This is a genomic window from Streptococcus sp. CCH5-D3, assembly GCF_001556435.1.
Lineage (GTDB): Bacteria > Bacillota > Bacilli > Lactobacillales > Streptococcaceae > Streptococcus.
Genome location: NZ_LSIW01000129.1, coordinates 1 through 17619 on the forward strand (window position 1 = coordinate 1; position 17619 = coordinate 17619).

The following is a 17619-nucleotide window of genomic DNA, read 5'->3' on the forward strand; positions in this document are numbered from 1 at the left end:
TTACTTCTCGTGTTCGCCGCCCCTTCCGAAACAGCTTATTTATAATATCATCTCTCACTTGTCTTGTCAATAACTTTTTTAAAGTTTTTTTCAATCTTTTCCAGTTACTGAACAATTTCCTTGAGACTTTATTAGTCTATCAAGTTTGTGAGCCAATGTCAATACTTATTTTCTATGCAATAAGTGAAAACAAAAAGAAGATCTCTAGTATCTCCTTTTTTCATTTTTTATAGAGCTGCTCGCATGCGAGCTTGTGAATTTTCGACATTTCGTATTGAGCGCGGTAAGAACGCACGGATGTCGTCTTCTTTATAACCCACTTGCAATCTCTTATCATCAATTAAGATTGGACTTTTCAAGATTCTTGGGTTTTCTTGAATCAAATCAATCACTTCACTAACACTGAGCTCGTCGATATCACAATTTAGAGCTTTAGCATAGCGATTTTTTGATGAAACAATGCTCTCAACACCATTCTCTGTTTTTGATAGGATGTTTAAGATTTCTTCTTTTGTAAGTGGTTCTTTACCAAGGTTTTGTTCTTTATAAGGAAGTTGATGGTTGTTCAACCATGTTTTTGCTTTTTTACAACTTGTACAACTTGAGATTGTATAAATCTTAATCATGTTAATTCTCTCTTTCTGTCACATGATACTATTATCTTATCATTGTCCTTAGTTTAAGAAATCGGTCTAGCGACCTATTTTGAATCTAAGGGGACTTTTTCAATTATCATAGATTTTTTTTGCTTAGATTAAATCAAAGAGAAAAAGAGCTCTTCGGCTCTTTTACACTTATTCTTCAATTTCAATGGTTGAATCAAGGTCCAAAACAAGTTCATCAGACGTTTCTTCAACTTGTGCTTCTTCAACACTATCCTCTTCATCTGGTTCAATCAAACCATAGTGTACACGTACTTTATGATCAATTTCTTCAAAAATATCTGGATGATCTGCCAAATATTTTTTAGCATTTTCAGATCCTTGACCAATCTTCTCTCCATTATATGAGAACCATGCTCCGGCTTTTTGAATAATTCCTAAATCACTAGCGATTTTTACAAGCTCACCTGTTTGTGAAATCCCTTCACCATACATAATTTCGACAAAGGCTTCTTTAAATGGTGGGGCAACCTTGTTTTTGACAACCTTGATTTTAGTTTCCTTACCAACATTTTGATCTTTTTTATCACCAGTCCCTTTGATTTGCGTATTTCCACGTACATCAAGACGTACTGATGCATAGAATTTCAGAGCACGTCCACCAGGGGTCGTTTCTGGATTACCAAACATAATACCAACTTTTTCACGCAATTGGTTAATAAAGATAGCAATTGTTTTTGTTTTATTAATAGATGCAGATAGCTTACGCATGGCTTGACTCATCATACGCGCTTGAAGCCCAACATGACTGTCACCAATATCTCCATCAATTTCTGCACGAGGTACCAAGGCTGCAACTGAGTCAACAACAACCAAATCAACTGCACCAGAGTCAATCAGCTTACCAGCAATTTCGAGACCTTGTTCACCTGAATCAGGTTGTGATAAAAGAAGCTCATCGATATTAACACCTAGGGCTGCCGCATAAGCAGGGTCAAGGGCATGTTCTGCATCGATAAAGGCAGCAATTCCACCTTCTTTTTGTGTCTGAGCAACAGCATGGAGGGCTACAGTTGTTTTACCTGATGATTCTGGTCCGTAAATTTCGATAATACGACCTTTAGGATAACCACCTGCACCAAGAGCAATATCCAAAGCTAGCGAGCCTGAGCTCATAACCTGAACCTTCTGCTCTGCACGCTCACCAAGACGCATAACCGCACCCTTACCAAAATCTTTTTCAATATTCTTCAAAGCATCATCAAGTGCTTTACGACGCTCATCTCCAAATTTCTTTGTAATTTCTTCTGTTTTCTTTGTTTTCTTAGCCACTTATTTTCCTCTTCTTTCTATAGTTAAAGACAAACTTAAATCAAGTTGTCTCTTGTAATAAAGCTTGGCGAACTAGGTTAAAGGCATAGAGGGTACTAATATATCTAACGTCAGAACGACTTCTTCCACCTATAACAACCTTGATTGACCTTACTTGATTCCTATCAGCAATACCAATAAATACTGTACCTGCTGGGTGTCCTTCTAATGAATCTGGTCCAGCTACTCCGGTAAGTGCAATTCCGTAATCGCTATCTGTTTTAGCTCGGGCACCTTCAGCCATTTTTTCTGCAGTAAAATGACTGACAACACCATGTTTTTCTAGTTGCGACAAGGGAATATCCAACATTTTAGATTTTTCTTCAATGCTGTAAGTAACAAAGCCGCCTTTAAATACTTGTGAGGCTCCTGAAAAATCAGCAATACTAGCCTGAAATAAACCTGCTGTTAGGCTTTCAGCTGCAGTGATAGTCTTGCCATGGTTCTTAAGCAAACGAAAAGCTTCAAAGGCTAAACTATTAGACTCTCCATACCCATAAATAAAATCAGATAAGGATTTGCCATCTAGAGTTTTAGTAGAACGAATTTGTTTTTCTAAAACATCTAGTTTTTGATCCGCTTCTTCTCGTGAAGAAGCCTTTGTTGACAAGCGAAGTGTTACTTCTCCCACTTTAGCGTATGGAGCTATGGTTGGATCTGTTTGGTTAACAATAAAATCCTTCAGAATAGTCACCAATTGACTTTCTCCAACGCCAAAGAATCTTAGGACTCTCGAATAAAGACTTGCGTGATTCCCAGTAAGTGCTGGAACAAGTTCCTGATTCACCATAGGTTTAAGTTCACTTGGTGGCCCAGGTAGGACTACATAGGTCACCCCTTGAGTAGTAATGACACCTCCAACTGCAAGACCTGTAGGATTTTGCAAGGGGATAGCCCCCTCAACAATTTGCGCTTGACGTTCATTATTAGGCGTTCGTGTGTGTTTAGGACGAGTAGCAAAGAAACTGTCCAATTTTTTACTTGCCTCTTCATCAAAAACGAGTTCTTTGCCTAAAAACTTAGCCAGTGTTTGCTTGGTTAAGTCATCCTCAGTAGGACCAAGTCCTCCACAAAGTATGACTAAATCACTACGTTTACTAGCTTGTTCTAGAACTGAGAGTAGGCGGTTTTCATTGTCTCCTACTGCTGTGTGAAAATACACATCGATTCCTAATTCAGCTAGTTTCTCAGATAAAAATTGGGCATTGGTATTGGTGATTTGCCCGGTTAGGATTTCGGTTCCTACTGCAATCAATTCAGCTTTCATTGGTTCACCTATATTACTATTCGTAAAATAATCTCAAAAACATGTTCGTTTATAAACTAACATGTTTTTCTCGTCTTGTCAATCAAATCTACTCATTTATTTGAAGTCACAGTTATTTTCATGATCATTCACAAATCCTGCGGCTTGTAAAAATGAATATATAGTAGTTGGTCCTAAAAATTTGAACCCTCTCTTTTTTAGATTTTTGGCAATCTGTTGGGATAAATCAGTTGATGATGGGACGTCCCTATATGTTGGAACATTATTTATCAAGAGCTTTCCGTCAAAGAACTGCCAAAAATAATGGGACAGGGAGCCAAATTCATCTTGGAGTTTTAGTACTTGTTTGGCATTATTTACGGTTGCTTCTAGCTTAAGTTTGTGACGAATAATATCCGGATTTTGAAGCGCTTCTTCAAGTTCACTTAGTCTAAACTGGGCAACACGCTCAATATCATAGTTATGAAAAACACGATTAAAGGCCTGACGTTTATTTAAAACAGTTAACCAAGAAAGCCCTGACTGATAACTTTCTAAGCAAAGTAGCTCAAAAAGTTTTTGATCGTCACCAATAGGCTTTCCCCACTCCTTGTCATGATAATCACAATATAATTTATTGTTTGTTGGAACCCAACGACAACGATTGACCATTGCTTACTTCATTTCATCAACATCTTAAGAGCTGATTTAATGTATTGCTCTGCCGTTTCATTAGTACCTTCGAAGAAGGCTTTGATTTTCTTAAGTTCTGCAGCTTTATAACCAAGAGCAAGCAAGGCTTCCATAGCCTCATCCAACTGATGATTCCCTTCAGGTTGACTTGGTATCGTCTTGGTCGTTTCTGTTGGTAACTCTGCAAATTTCCCTGCCAAGTCTAGAACCATTTGCTGGGCTGTCTTTTTACCAATCTTTGGAAACTTCATCAAGTACTTGATGTCACTATTATCAATGGCAGCAACCAAGCCTTGATTATCATCTACAGCAACAATGGCTAGAGCAGTCGTCGGACCTATTCCAGAAACTGAAATAAGCTTAAGGAAGACCTCTTTTTCATCTTCAGTATGGAAACCAAAAAGAAGGTGGGCGTCATCCCTAATAACCTGATGAAGGTAGACTTGGATAGTCTGATTCATCTGGTCAGAAAAACTATATGGGTTCGCTACAGTAACAATATAGCCTAAGCCGTTTGCTTCTATAACAATATACTTGGCGGTAATTTTCACTAGAGTTCCCTTGATGTAATCATACATAGCGTGTGATTTCCTTTCTCGTTCGTATCTTCAACGGATTGCTTTGTTATTTTATACTTATAAGATAGTTGTCTTGAGTGTTTATTTTGTCACCTCAAGCACTGCTGTACTATTGTAACAAAAAATCCACTCGAAAGTGGATTCTGTTTGCTCTATTTTAAGGATGACTACTCGTCTTTAAAGTATCTGTAATCATCTTTAGACCTAATAGAATATATGTTACAACGCCTAAAGTAAAGGCAATGCTAGAAACATTTACTAGGGTATTCTCCAAACTTGGTCGACCTAACCAAGCCAAAATATAGAAAATCAAGCTAGTCGCTAAAAACGTTAAGCCAACAAGTAAAAAGTGTTTATTAGTTGTTGTTAGGTGTCTCATCACTCTACCTCCTAACTTAAAAATCAGTCAACTATCCTACAATGATGTGCTAAAACATTAGAAGATTCCTTGTCTTCATCACTATTATAAATCTAACGTTCCTATTCGTAAAGTAAGACGAAAAAAAGTTTTAATACTTCCCTAAGTCACGTAGACTAGTATGATTTTCTTGAATTCGACGGAACATTTTTTCCATATCAGACTTTGTAAAATTGACAAGTACAGGACGTCCGTGAGGGCAATTGTAGGGGTTTTTACACTGTGCAAGCTGTACTAGAAGGTCACGCGCAGAGTAATCATCGAGAGCATGATTGGCCTTGATTGAACGTTTACAACTCATCATGATGGCTAACTCAGCACGGTAGGTCTTAACAGACACTTCATTCGTCAAAAGAAGCATGTCGCACATCTCATAGACTGCAGATTCAATCTCTTCTTCCTTCATCCAGATAGGATGTTCACGAAGAATGAAGGTGTTATTCCCATAAGGCTCTAAATAGATACCAACCTGATTAAGAAGAGGCATTTTTTCTTGTAAACTAATGTAATCCGAACCTGAAAATTCAAAGAGATAGGGAACCAAAAGCTGTTGTAAACTACTGTCAACCTCACCAATATTTTCGCGATAGTACTCATACTTGACACGTTCTTGGGCAGCATGCTGGTCAATGATGTAAAGTCCACCTTGTCCTTGAGCAAAGAGATAGGTTCCATGCATTTGACCAAAAAACTCCAACTCAGGGAAGGTTGAGGTTTCCTCATTGTCCAGATTTTCAAGCATGCGCTTCATTTTCGACTTGTTTTTATAATCAAGTTTTTCGTGTTCACTATCACTGTCATCTGCTAAACGTTGTGCTTGTTTAACAGAAGGTTGCGGTTTGTTTTCTACCGATGAAACTGGAGACTCTGACACGAGTGGTTTGATATCCTCTTGGACTGTCTCTGGTTTGACAAAGAAATCATTACGACTGCTATCATAATAAAGATTGGTTTGTTTGAGTGGAAGACTGGTTTGAACCGGCTTAGTTGCACCTCTAGTACTAGACTTGGCTAGATTTTCAAGGGCATCCGGAATCAAATCCTGCTCTCTAAGGCTTTGAGCAATGGCAGAGCTGATGAGGGCCATAAGCTCCTTTTCTTTAGAGATACGTACTTCCTGCTTTGTTGGGTGAACATTGACATCAGCCAAATAAGGATCAATCTGAATATCAATAACCGCAATAGGGAAGCGCCCTACCATAAGTTTAGAACCATAACCATCAAAAATAGCACGGTTAAGTAGGAAGTTTTTTATATAACGTCCGTTAATGAGAATCGTGATGTAGTTACGATTCGCACGGGTCAACTCAGGGAGACTAACATAGCCAGAAACTTCAAAATCAAGATCAGAATTTGAAATTTCCACCATTTTTTTAGCCGTTGTCAAACCATAAATCCCGGCAATCGCTTGGCGGAGGTCTCCAGTACCTGAGGTCTGTGTCAACTGACGACCGTCATTAAGCAAGGTGAAGGCAACTTCGGGATGAGCTAGACTCAGACGATTGACAACATCAACAATATGAGCCAACTCAGCCTGTAAACTCTTCATATACTTGAGACGAGCTGGGGTGTTATAAAATAAGTTTTCAACGGTAATCTTTGTTCCAACTGGTGTTGAAATAGGATCCTGACTCTCAATTTCCCCACCCTTGGCAACCAGTTTAGTCCCATAGGCTTCTCCATCAGCCGCCGTCACAATGGTAAGATGACTGATAGAAGCTATTGATGGCAGGGCCTCACCTCGAAAACCAAGAGTTCGAATACGAAAGAGGTCTCCTTGATTTTTGATTTTACTTGTTGCATGACGGCGCAAACTCATAGCTACATCAGATTGAGCCATTCCTTCACCATTGTCTGTGATTTGAATTTTTGAGAGGCCTGATTCTTCAACTTCAATGGTAATCTGGGTGCTACCTGCATCAATAGCATTTTCCACCAACTCTTTGACAACACTGGCTGGGCGCTCTACGACCTCTCCAGCAGCAATCTGGTTGGCTAGAACTTCAGGCAATTCGATGATTTTTGGCATAATTATTTTTTCTCCCTTCTAAAAGGTTGATAAATTCACTGGTGCTGACTGTTACTGATGCTTCCTATACAACCATAACTCACACACAACTGTTAGCCAAGATAAGGCTGTGGCTATAACAATCATATCCCCATGACGAAGGTTGAAGCAAATGAGCCCAGAAAAAATCAAGAGGTAGATGATTTGGAAAATCCATTGGTAGGTTTTAGGCGAGCTTGTAGAATCCATAAACTGCTTAACAAAGAAATAAAACAAGAGCAGGTTCAGTGTTAGTGCCTTTTCAAAAGGTGTAAAAAGACTCAAAATCAGACTGCAGGCAAGAAAAATTCCTGCTAACCATTTCATTATAGATTTCATGTGATTACCTCGTCAGTACGTTTTCATTAAGTATAGGGGTTTTCTAAAATATTTTCAACCACTTAAACACCATATAGGACCACATAGACAAGTGCTATTGCTGTGGGCTAGTAAATAGTGTTTAATAAAGGTGTGAAAGGGAGGAGGCCTCCTCAATTACAAACAAGAAAGGATAGTTATGAAAATAAAAGTTCATATTGACTCGGTATTTCAAGAAGAGACGTTGCAGATTCAGGCACCTAGTCGGACGCCAAAGATTCAGCAAGTCGTCGAGTTTGTCGAAAGTTTGGATGACAACCACCGACTCAAAGGAAAAAAAGATGGAGAAACTTATCTTATCGAACCCAAAGCTATTTCCAGAATTTACATCGAAAATCGACAAGTTCTAGCTGAAACTATTCAAGGAGAGTACCCCTTAGGCTTACGTCTCTATCAAGTTTTAGAAAAACTGCCATCTTACTTTATCAAAATTTCACAATCAGAGATTGTCAACCTCAAAGAAATTGAACGCTTCAACATCACCCCTAACGGCCTCGTAGAAATTCACCTTAAAAACAAGGAAACTACCTACTCATCACGTCGTTACCTCAAAGCAATAAAGGAGAAATTACAATGAAAAAACAATTTTTTAAATCAGGCACAAGTGGCATCCTTATTGGATTAGCTGTATCTATGATTATGTCCCTTATCTGGGCACCAAGCTACATGCCTCTAAATCCTCACTCAGCCATTGGACAATGGATGACGTCACATCAGGTTCACGGATCTATAGTATTGGCCTACTGCCTCATCACTTGGTTTGCTATCGGTATTCTTTTTGAAATCGCTAGTTATATTTTCCGTAAAGCTGAATGGAGTTTGCTTCGTGCAACCCTCACTCACTACGCCTTGACCTGTCTAGGTTTCATTCCACTAGCTACCCTCAGCGGATGGTTCCCTCTACGTTTAACTTTCTACTTGGAGCTAGTCATTGAATTCAGCCTTATCTATCTCCTCGTTTGGGTCTTCTCTTATTGGAAAATGAAAAAGGATATTGAACAACTCAACCAAGAATTGAAACACCTATAAAAGACAAGAAGCCTGTCAATTGACAAGCTTCTTTTATAGTTTCTGTTTTAAATCTGCTACAGCCATCATGACCTGCATAGGTGTCATGTTGTAAATATCTAAATCACGCAACTCTTGAAGAACTGGATTTTCAGTAAAATCATCAAAGAGAGAGATTTGCTCGTTGACATGCGTTTCTGTGGCAGATTTCTCTTGAGGCGATACCTTTTCCTGAGGTTGGATGGTAACTGTATCGCCCTCTAGTTGTGTCAAGATGGTGTCAGCACGTTCCAGTAAATCTGCTGGTAAACCTGCAATCTTAGCTACATGAATACCATAAGATTTGTCGGCTGGTCCATCGACAATCTTGTGAAGGAAAGTCACTTCACCGTCCTTTTCAAGTGTCGCCACATGAACGTTTACAAGGTGTGTCAAACTGTTTGACAGGGCTGTCAACTCATGATAATGGGTAGCAAACATGGTCTTAGCCCCCACCTTGTCATGAATAAACTCAATAATAGACTGAGCTAAGGCCATACCATCATAGGTAGCTGTCCCACGTCCCAACTCATCAAAAATAATCAAGGAATTAGGTGTCGCCCGCTTAATGGCCTGATTAGCCTCCATCATCTCAACCATGAAGGTCGACTGACCTGAAATCAGATCATCTGCAGCACCAATACGTGTATAGATAGCATCAAAAACTGGCAAGTCAATACTATCTGCTGGCACGTAAGACCCCATCTGAGCCATAACTACTGACAAGGCTAACTGACGCATATAGGTGGATTTACCACTCATATTTGGTCCTGTGATGAGCTGAATATTGGTCTGACTGTCAAAGGTAATGGTGTTTGGAATGTATTCTTGAACGCCCATAACCTTCTCAACCACTGCATGACGGCCTTGATCAATAACAATACGATGCTCATCATTGAACACAGGACGAACATAATGATTAGTCTCTGCTACAACAGCTAGACTCTGAAGCACATCGACTGTCGCAATAGCCTTAGCCAAAGATTGCAAACGGTCAATATAGCGTTCAACCTGCTCACGGACACGCATGAAAATATCATATTCCAGCGTTGATGATTTTTCACGCGCCTCAAGCATTTCACCTTCTATCTTAGCCAACTCAGCAGTTCCAAAGCGCTCTGAATTTTTCAGGGTTGCCTTGCGGAAGAAATGGTCAGGAACCAAGCTAAGGTTAGAGTTGGTCACATGGAAGTAATAACCATCTTTACGGTTATAATCAATCTTTAGTGTTGTAATACCAGACGCTTCACGTTCCTTGGCTTCGATATCTGCGATCCATGAGGTTCCCTCACTCATCACCTTGCGATACTTGTCCAAGGTCTCATCAAAACCAGCACGGATAATGCCACCTTCTGTAATGGTTGCAGGGGCATCAGGATCAATAGCCGACCGAATCAAACTCTCTAATTCTGGCAGAGCATCTAACTCTTGTAAAAGACGTGACAAGGCATCGTCATTAAAAGACTCCAAAATCGCCTTAATCACCGGTACTTGAGCCAAAGTATGACATAGCTGAATCAAATCTTTTGGATTAGCCTTGCCAAAGGAAACACGACTGGCCAGGCGCTCAATATCGTAAACACCTTTTAGACTCTCAGTCAAGTCACTACGCTCAAAGAAATTGTCCAAGAAAACTTGGATAATATTCTGACGCTCGGTGATAGTGGCTTGATTCACTAAAGGACGATCAATCCAAGTTCGCAAGAGACGCATTCCCATAGCTGTCTTGGTTTCATCCAAGAGCCAGAAAAGAGATCCGTGTTTCTTGCCCGTTCTAGCATTTTCAAGTAAATCCAAACTTGACTTGGTCGCATAGGACATCTGCAAGTAATCCTTAATCTCATAGTGCTGAGCCTTTTGTAAATGACTAAGCTCACGCATCTGAGTACGGTGCACATACTGGAGAAGTTTACCAGCCACACTGCTTTCCAAATCTGTCAAACTAGTGTCAATCAAGTGGACATCATTGTAAACCTCTGTTTCCTTGGAGAGAAGCAGGTTGAGTTGCTTCACCAAAACTTGTTCATCAGCTTCAGGTAAATCATACCCAACGACTACTTCACGTGCCTTAAGATTCTGAATTTCACTGCAAACTGAACTAAAATCATCCAACTCTGTCGCAAAAAATTCACCCGTTGATACATCCATATAGGCTAGGCCGAATCGACTTCCAACCTTGTCAATGGCTACTAAGAAATTGTTGGCATTATCAGGTTTAGAGCTGTCAACCACTGTCCCTGGCGTGATAACCTGAACTACCTCACGCTTAACCACGCCAACAGCCTGTTTAGGGTCCTCCATCTGCTCAGCAATGGCTACTTTGTAGCCCATCTCAACCAAGACATCAATATAGGCTTGAGCCGAATGATAAGGAACACCTGCCATAGGAATGGGATTATCTGCGTTCTTATTACGACTGGTTAGGCTAATTTCCAAAATTTGAGCAGCCTTAACGGCATCATCGTAAAATAATTCGTAAAAATCCCCCATCCGAAACAGCAAAAAAGCATCTGGATAATTTTCCTTGATATCCAAATACTGCTGCATTCCTGGAGATATTTTTTCCTTAGCCATGTCTTAACTCCTCGTTAATCTTTTCTTCGATTGACTTGGTCACATATTGAATCAAGTCACTGGCATCTTGCATCTTTTGACGGTAATCCTGAACAATGGGCAAATTTTCCAACTCATTCTGAATCAAATCTGCCTGCTCACCTGCCTCCTCATAGGCACGTTGTTTCTCAATTTTTTGAAAAAGCACCGCTTCTTGTTGATAGGCCTTCATCTGTCCAGCCAGAGAACTAATCTGAGGGATCTGTCCAATAGCTTTCTCAGCCTCTTGAAAAGCAAGAACCGCCTCATGGTGTTTGAGGAGGTCGATTAACTCTTCTTTGGCTTTTTGGAAATCCTGATGGGGAGTCTTCATCAGTGAAACTCACTTTCCAATCTTTCAGCAACCACTGCGTCCTTACAGATTACCAATAGGGTATCTGCGCCAGCAACGGTTCCTAAAATTTCAGGATTGCCGTCACTATCAATCAGGTTAGCCAAAACATCTGCTTCACCCAATTCTGTATGGAGAACCAGCATAAACTGGGCACGGGAAACTGATTTGACATAGTCCTTAACCGTAGGATCCAAACTTGAAAGCACATGCTCAGACAAACTATAGTAAAGTTTACCTTCCTCATCACGAAGCTTCAACAGGCCAATCTCACGCAAATCACGTGACAAGGTAGCCTGTGTAACCGTGATACCTTCCGCCTCTAGGCGTTGCTTAATTTCCTCTTGTGTCCCAATCTTATCTCTTGAAATCATCTGTTTGATAACAGCTTGACGATCTCTCTTCATTATCTTTCCTCTTTTTATGTATATTCCTTGCATATTATAACAGAATTTTTGTATTTTTTCATGAAATACTTCCTAATAGATGCTTTCTTGTCCCTACCCTATTAACTAAAATAATGGTAAAATAGGTATGAATGACAAGATTTGAAATGGAGTACCTATGAATACTAAAGAACTCATTGCAGCAGAAATTGCCAAAGTTGTTCCCGAATTGGAGCAAGAAAACATTCAAAATCTGCTTGAAACCCCTAAAAATGCTGACATGGGGGACCTTGCCTTCCCTGCCTTCTCATTGGCAAAAGTCTTGCGCAAGGCCCCTCAAATGATTGCAGCAGACATCGCTGAAAAAATTGATGCTTCAAACTTTGAAAAAGTTGAAGCTGTTGGTCCTTACATCAACTTCTTCCTTGATAAATCAAAAATCTCGGCGGACGTTCTTGGACAAGTCATCGCTCAAGGCAGCCACTACGCTGACCAAAACATCGGTCACGGACGTAACATTGCCTTTGATATGTCTAGTCCTAACATCGCTAAACCTTTCTCTATCGGTCACTTGCGTTCAACAGTTATCGCTGACGCTCTTGCCAACATCGTGGCTAAACAAGGCTACAAACCAGTCCGCATCAATCACTTGGGTGACTGGGGTAAACAGTTTGGTATGCTTATTGTTGCCTATAAGAAATGGGGTAGCGAGGAAGCTGTCAAAGCCAACCCTATCAATGAACTTCTTCAACTTTATGTGCGTATCAATGCTGAAGCTGAAGAAGACCCTTCTGTAGACGAAGAAGCTCGTGAATGGTTCCGTAAATTGGAAGCTGGTGACGAGGAAGCAACTGCCCTCTGGCAATGGTTCCGTGACGAAAGCTTAGTAGAATTCAACCGTCTCTATGATGAACTTGGTGTTTCATTTGATAGCTACAACGGTGAAGCTTTCTACAATGATAAGATGGATGAAGTCGTTGACATCTTGACAGAAAAAGGACTTCTCCAAGAATCTCAAGGTGCCCAAGTGGTTAACCTTGAAAAATACGGTATCGAACACCCAGCCCTCATCAAAAAATCAGATGGTGCAACTCTTTACATCACACGTGACTTGGCTGCTGCCCTCTACCGTAAACGTACTTACGACTTTGCCAAAGCCATCTATGTGGTTGGTAATGAACAATCTGCCCACTTCAAACAGTTGAAAGCTGTTCTTAAAGAAATGGGTTACGACTGGTCTGACGACATGACTCACGTTGCCTTTGGTCTAGTAACTAAGAACGGTAAGAAATTGTCAACTCGTAAGGGTAACGTTATCTTACTTGAGCCAACTATCGCTGAAGCTGTTAACCGTGCTCAAGCTCAAATCGAAGCTAAGAATCCAAACTTGCCTAACAAGGAAGCTGTTGCCCACGCTGTTGGTGTCGGAGCTATCAAGTTCTACGACCTTAAAACAGACCGCATGAATGGTTATGACTTCGACCTTGATGCCATGGTATCCTTCGAGGGAGAAACTGGACCTTACGTACAGTATGCTCACGCTCGTATCCAATCTATCTTGCGCAAGGCTGACTTCACGCCATCTGCAGATGCCACATACAGCTTAAACGACGTTGAAAGCTGGGAAATCATCAAACTCATCCAAGACTTCCCACGTATCATCAACCGTGCATCAGATAACTTTGAACCATCTATCGTTGCTAAATTTGCTATCAGCTTGGCCCAAGCTTTCAACAAATACTACGCGCACACACGTATCTTGGACGAAAGCCCAGAACGTGACAGCCGTTTGGCTCTTTGCTACGCAACAGCAACAGTCCTCAAAGAAGCCCTTCGCCTTCTCGGTGTTGAAGCTCCAGACGAGATGTAAGCCATATTTAAAACGCCTAAGGGCGTTTTTTTAGTAACCAAAAAAAGAACCCAACACATGGTGTTGAGCTCTTTTGGAGATTATGAAAAAGAAAAGTTCGTTGTTCACAAAAAGTGTAAGCCAACGAGACTTACTGAACAAGGTTCAGTAAAAGTTATTTAGGAGACTTAAAGTATAACCTCCCTACCTTAAAGAAACCTTAAATCGCAGAAAAAAATCCCCAAAGGGATTTTCACAGCAGCCCAGAGACCACTGAAAAGATACGATTGTACAGGCTTTCCAACCTCTTCTTCCTAATCCTCCAAGGTGACCGCTTGTCCAATAGAATCTTTATATAACTATATTACCTTGTTTTGGAAGGGTTTTCAAGTATTTTCTTAAAATATCCTAATAAAACCTCAAAAAAGAAGAAAAAAGCCTAGATTTCTAGACTTTCTTCGGGGAGATTTGTTATGAAAAGTTTTGTTTACTGCTAGCTCACCAAAGCTAGCTGCTTTATTAGGATGGTTATAATATACCTTAATAAGCTTAAAGGTAACTTAAGAAATTATTATCTTACATCACTTTTTAAAATAATAAGTAAAATAAGTAACAGTAAGGAACCACTAGGAATATCCATATCTAAAAACCAAGAGGGGGCTTTGATACTTCCAAAATCATTCATGATACGGATGATACTATAAGCAATGCCTACTATTAGGAGGCTTAGTTCCGGTAAATAGTTAAATCGTCCTTTTAAGATGGCTAACTTCTCCTTCCTGACAGTTTTCTAGCGATGACTCTATTATACGGCTGAAAAGAGAACAAAAATAGTGACATAAATGTCACCATCAAAAAAAGCAGGTCTGCCCTGCTTTTTGCTATTTTGTTTAGATTAGTCACCCAAACCGATGCGTTCGAAGATCTCATCAACACGTTTAGTGTAGTAAACAGGGTTGAAAATCTCGTCGATTTCTTCTTGAGTGAGACGTGAAGTTACTTCTGGATCTGCTTCAAGAAGCGGTTTGAAGTCTACTTGGTTATCCCATGATTGGGCAGTCTTTGGTTGAACAAGGTCGTAAGCTTGCTCACGCGTCATGCCTTTTTCAATCAAAGTAAGCATCGCACGTTGACTGAAAATCAAACCAAACGTAGAGTTCATGTTGCGGATCATGTTTTCTGGGAAGACTGTCAAGTTCTTAACGATGTTTCCAAATCGGTTGAGCATGTAGTCAATCAAGATGGTTGTGTCTGGTGTGATGATACGCTCCGCTGATGAGTGAGAGATATCACGTTCATGCCAGAGTGAGACATTTTCATAAGCTGTTACCATGTGACCACGGATAACACGTGCAAGACCTGTCATATTTTCAGAACCGATAGGGTTACGTTTGTGAGGCATTGCTGAAGACCCTTTTTGACCTTTGGCAAAGAACTCTTCCACTTCACGTTGTTCTGATTTTTGAAGACCACGGATCTCAGTCGCCATACGCTCGATAGAAGTTGCGATGCTAGCAAGAACTGCAAAGTACTCAGCGTGAAGGTCACGAGGAAGTACCTGTGTTGAGATTTCTTGAGCACGGATACCAAGTTTGTCGCAGACGTATTTTTCAACGAATGGTGGGATGTTGGCAAAGTTACCAACCGCACCAGAAATCTTACCAGCTTCCACACCAACAGCAGCATGCTCGAAACGCTCGATGTTACGTTTCATTTCGCTGTACCAAGTCGCCAATTTAAGACCAAAAGTTGTCGGCTCAGCGTGCACACCGTGGGTACGACCCATCATGATAGTGAACTTGTGTTCTTTCGCTTTGTCAGCGATGATGTTGAGGAAGTTTTCAAGGTCCTTGCGGATGATGTCGTTAGCTTGTTTGTAGAGGTAACCATAGGCAGTATCTACCACGTCAGTAGATGTCAACCCATAGTGAACCCACTTACGCTCTTCACCAAGAGTCTCAGAAACCGCACGTGTGAAGGCAACCACATCGTGACGAGTTTGCTGCTCGATTTCAAGAATACGGTCGATATCAAAGTCCGCTTTTTCACGAATCAAAGCCACATCTTCCTTAGGAATTTCTCCCAACTCAGCCCATGCCTCGTCAGCTAAGATTTCCACCTCAAGCCAAGCACGGTATTTATTTTCTTCACTCCAAATGTTCGCCATTTCTGGGCGAGAGTAACGTTCGATCATTGTTGTTTCTCCTTTAATTCATTAATATACTTTACTACAGTCATTAAAGTTGTATAGAACCACTCGTAAATTAATTCATAATTGCTATACCCACCAATACCTAATCTATTGTTAGTTATAGTCACTCCAGGAATACGATTATAATTATTTTTAGGATCATTTTTCCAATCACGGATACTGACTATATCATCTATAAATTTAGATTTAATTTCATCCTCTTTATGTCTTAAATACTCATTTAACTTTTCATCTTTTACATCACCATAAACTAATCCTATAGAATTTTTATTTACTCTAAACTCACAATGCAGTTTTGAAGATTCTGTACTAATAACCCTATAATATTTTGAAGAAACCTTATTTCCACTATGTCTAAATTCGAAATTATCACGATTCTTTAGATATTGAGAAAAACCACTCCAAAAATCGATATATTTAGAGTCACTATCCTCTTCTTTTTTACCGCTTGATACAGCTTCAGATATATTTAGACTTAATTTTAAGGCCTCTGAATTTAAAATATTATCGTCCTCAAAAATTTTCTGGAACTCATTCATAAAATCATCGAAACCTTCTGGTTTGTCTATCTCTCCTTCTGCAAATGATTCAGAAGTCTCCTTCAAGCTATTAAATCTTTCTGTTATATTCTCAGCATCACTTTCACTCAAAAAGAAAAACACTTCTTTATAACTTGTCTGAAGACACAATACTGCCAGCAATCTTTCTCTAGATACTTTTTTATTGGAGTCTTGAATACGAAGAAGTAGGCTGAATGAATTGAGAAGTCTCTTTATATTTCGGGGGTGTTTACCTACTGATTTTAAAATAATTGGGAGTACAGAAGAACTAAAGCTATCAGTATTTTGGTTATCATTATTTTGGTTATCTTTACCAACAATAATCAGATTATCCAATAATTTTTCAATATAATTCTCGATGTCATAATTATGCACTGGTACAGTAAAAGGAACTTGAATTAGTTTTTCAAAAAAATAATCTCCTTTTTCATCATCTATCTCGCCATTATACTTATTTTTTATACCTTTAACAACTACATTATAATCAATCGCTAGAACAAAAACACAGTACTCGCTTTCTAGAAATAATTTTAACACTTCGAGAACCTCTACTGCTTTAGAAGGGTGTAGGCGATCAAGATCATCAATAAAGAAAACAATTCTATCTATCTCTTCTGTCTCAATAACTTTTTTTACTAAATCTCTAAAAGATTGATTCAATTCTCTCAATGAGATAATACCATCATAACTAAATCTTCCATTTGCTTTATTTTTTATTTTTTCCGAGACACCTTCTAAATTTATAAAACCTGACGTTGCATTTTCAAGTATCGTAGCAGTCACTCCAATAGCAATATTTGAAATTAAGCCAAAAGTTTTGCTTAACAACTCTCTATTTTCTGCCTTTTCTGGCAATAAACTAGCTAAAAACGTTACCAACTCTGTTATTAAAGCAATTGTTAAATCATTATCAGAATTAAATTGAGAATACTGCCACGTGTTAAAAAATATACTTTTAATTTTTTCAGAGTCTAATTTTGATTCAACTTGCTTCATAATACTGGTTTTACCAGTTCCCCAATTTCCTTGAATTGAAATTGTCATAGGTGTCTTACATTCACTAATAAAACTTGTTAGTCCACCTACATAGTTTTTTATATTGAATAAATCTTCCTCTGCTGGACTATCAATTAAAGTTCCATAGATAGGATTTGTCATCTAAAATTCTATTCCTTTCACAAACTCAACCATATTATCTGGAAAATCACTGAAACAAAGTTGCACAAACAATTATACTACGCCCTACTTCTAGTTATATATATGCAAAAGCAAAGACTTAAATCTTCTG

The 17619-nt window shown here is 39.4% G+C and carries 16 protein-coding genes; 3 read left to right on the forward strand and 13 right to left on the reverse strand.

What is annotated here, in order from left to right:
- Nucleotides 1-227: 227 nt before the first annotated feature.
- The 8 genes from spx to AX662_RS07895 all read right to left on the reverse strand — a co-directional run bounded on the left by spx (nucleotide 228) and on the right by AX662_RS07895 (nucleotide 7294).
- Nucleotides 228-626, reverse strand: coding sequence for a transcriptional regulator Spx (spx, locus tag AX662_RS07860; protein ID WP_002886328.1), 399 nt, complete (start codon nucleotides 624-626; stop codon nucleotides 228-230).
- A gap of 168 nt (nucleotides 627-794) precedes the next feature.
- On the reverse strand, nucleotides 795-1934 hold the full coding sequence (gene recA, locus AX662_RS07865; protein ID WP_002889600.1) for a recombinase RecA: 1140 nt from the start codon (nucleotides 1932-1934) through the stop codon (nucleotides 795-797).
- Nucleotides 1935-1974: 40 nt separating this feature from the next.
- A complete protein-coding gene (locus tag AX662_RS07870) occupies nucleotides 1975-3240 on the reverse strand; it encodes a competence/damage-inducible protein A (protein ID WP_060972115.1) in 1266 nt (421 codons plus the stop codon).
- A 96-nt stretch (nucleotides 3241-3336) separates the two neighbouring features.
- Entirely contained in the window at nucleotides 3337-3891 is a 555-nt protein-coding gene (locus tag AX662_RS07875; RefSeq protein ID WP_060972116.1) for a DNA-3-methyladenine glycosylase I, read from the reverse strand.
- An 8-nt stretch (nucleotides 3892-3899) separates the two neighbouring features.
- Entirely contained in the window at nucleotides 3900-4490 is a 591-nt protein-coding gene (gene ruvA / locus AX662_RS07880) for a Holliday junction branch migration protein RuvA (protein ID WP_013989915.1), read from the reverse strand.
- A 157-nt stretch (nucleotides 4491-4647) separates the two neighbouring features.
- Complete coding sequence (locus AX662_RS07885) at nucleotides 4648-4869, reverse strand: hypothetical protein (protein ID WP_013989914.1); 222 nt, start codon at nucleotides 4867-4869, stop codon at nucleotides 4648-4650.
- 130 nt (nucleotides 4870-4999) lie between these two features.
- Nucleotides 5000-6937, reverse strand: coding sequence for a DNA mismatch repair endonuclease MutL (mutL, locus tag AX662_RS07890; RefSeq protein ID WP_060972117.1), 1938 nt, complete (start codon nucleotides 6935-6937; stop codon nucleotides 5000-5002).
- 51 nt (nucleotides 6938-6988) lie between these two features.
- On the reverse strand, nucleotides 6989-7294 hold the full coding sequence (locus AX662_RS07895; protein ID WP_060972118.1) for a hypothetical protein: 306 nt from the start codon (nucleotides 7292-7294) through the stop codon (nucleotides 6989-6991).
- Between the two features lie 178 nt (nucleotides 7295-7472).
- Here AX662_RS07895 and AX662_RS07900 point away from each other — a divergent pair, with 178 nt between their 5' ends.
- A complete protein-coding gene (locus AX662_RS07900; RefSeq protein ID WP_060972119.1) occupies nucleotides 7473-7910 on the forward strand; it encodes a LytTR family DNA-binding domain-containing protein in 438 nt (145 codons plus the stop codon).
- On the forward strand, nucleotides 7907-8362 hold the full coding sequence (locus tag AX662_RS07905; RefSeq protein WP_060972120.1) for a DUF3021 domain-containing protein: 456 nt from the start codon (nucleotides 7907-7909) through the stop codon (nucleotides 8360-8362). Before AX662_RS07900 ends, AX662_RS07905 begins: the two co-directional genes overlap by 4 nt.
- A 33-nt stretch (nucleotides 8363-8395) precedes the next feature.
- On the opposite strand, the gene mutS is transcribed toward AX662_RS07905, so the two are convergent.
- The 3 genes from mutS to argR are packed head-to-tail and all read right to left on the reverse strand — an operon-like array spanning nucleotide 8396 to nucleotide 11734.
- Nucleotides 8396-10954: a DNA mismatch repair protein MutS gene (gene mutS, locus AX662_RS07910; protein WP_060972121.1), complete on the reverse strand. Its 2559-nt coding sequence runs from the start codon at nucleotides 10952-10954 to the stop codon at nucleotides 8396-8398.
- Entirely contained in the window at nucleotides 10947-11306 is a 360-nt protein-coding gene (locus tag AX662_RS07915; protein WP_049545554.1) for a YlbF family regulator, read from the reverse strand. Before AX662_RS07915 ends, mutS begins: the two co-directional genes overlap by 8 nt.
- Nucleotides 11306-11734, reverse strand: coding sequence for an arginine repressor (gene argR, locus AX662_RS07920; RefSeq protein WP_171963598.1), 429 nt, complete (start codon nucleotides 11732-11734; stop codon nucleotides 11306-11308). The genes AX662_RS07915 and argR overlap by 1 nt, the downstream gene beginning before the upstream one ends.
- Nucleotides 11735-11888: 154 nt before the next feature.
- Between argR and argS the strand changes: the two genes are divergently transcribed.
- Nucleotides 11889-13580: an arginine--tRNA ligase gene (argS, locus tag AX662_RS07925; RefSeq protein ID WP_045772358.1), complete on the forward strand. Its 1692-nt coding sequence runs from the start codon at nucleotides 11889-11891 to the stop codon at nucleotides 13578-13580.
- 874 nt (nucleotides 13581-14454) lie between these two features.
- Here argS and purB read toward each other — a convergent pair.
- Nucleotides 14455-15753 carry an adenylosuccinate lyase gene (gene purB, locus AX662_RS07930; protein WP_060972122.1) on the reverse strand — a complete coding sequence of 433 codons (1299 nt, stop codon included), beginning with the start codon at nucleotides 15751-15753 and terminating at the stop codon, nucleotides 14455-14457.
- Nucleotides 15750-17489 carry a KAP family P-loop NTPase fold protein gene (locus tag AX662_RS07935; RefSeq protein WP_060972123.1) on the reverse strand — a complete coding sequence of 580 codons (1740 nt, stop codon included), beginning with the start codon at nucleotides 17487-17489 and terminating at the stop codon, nucleotides 15750-15752. Before AX662_RS07935 ends, purB begins: the two co-directional genes overlap by 4 nt.
- Nucleotides 17490-17619 lie beyond the last annotated feature (130 nt).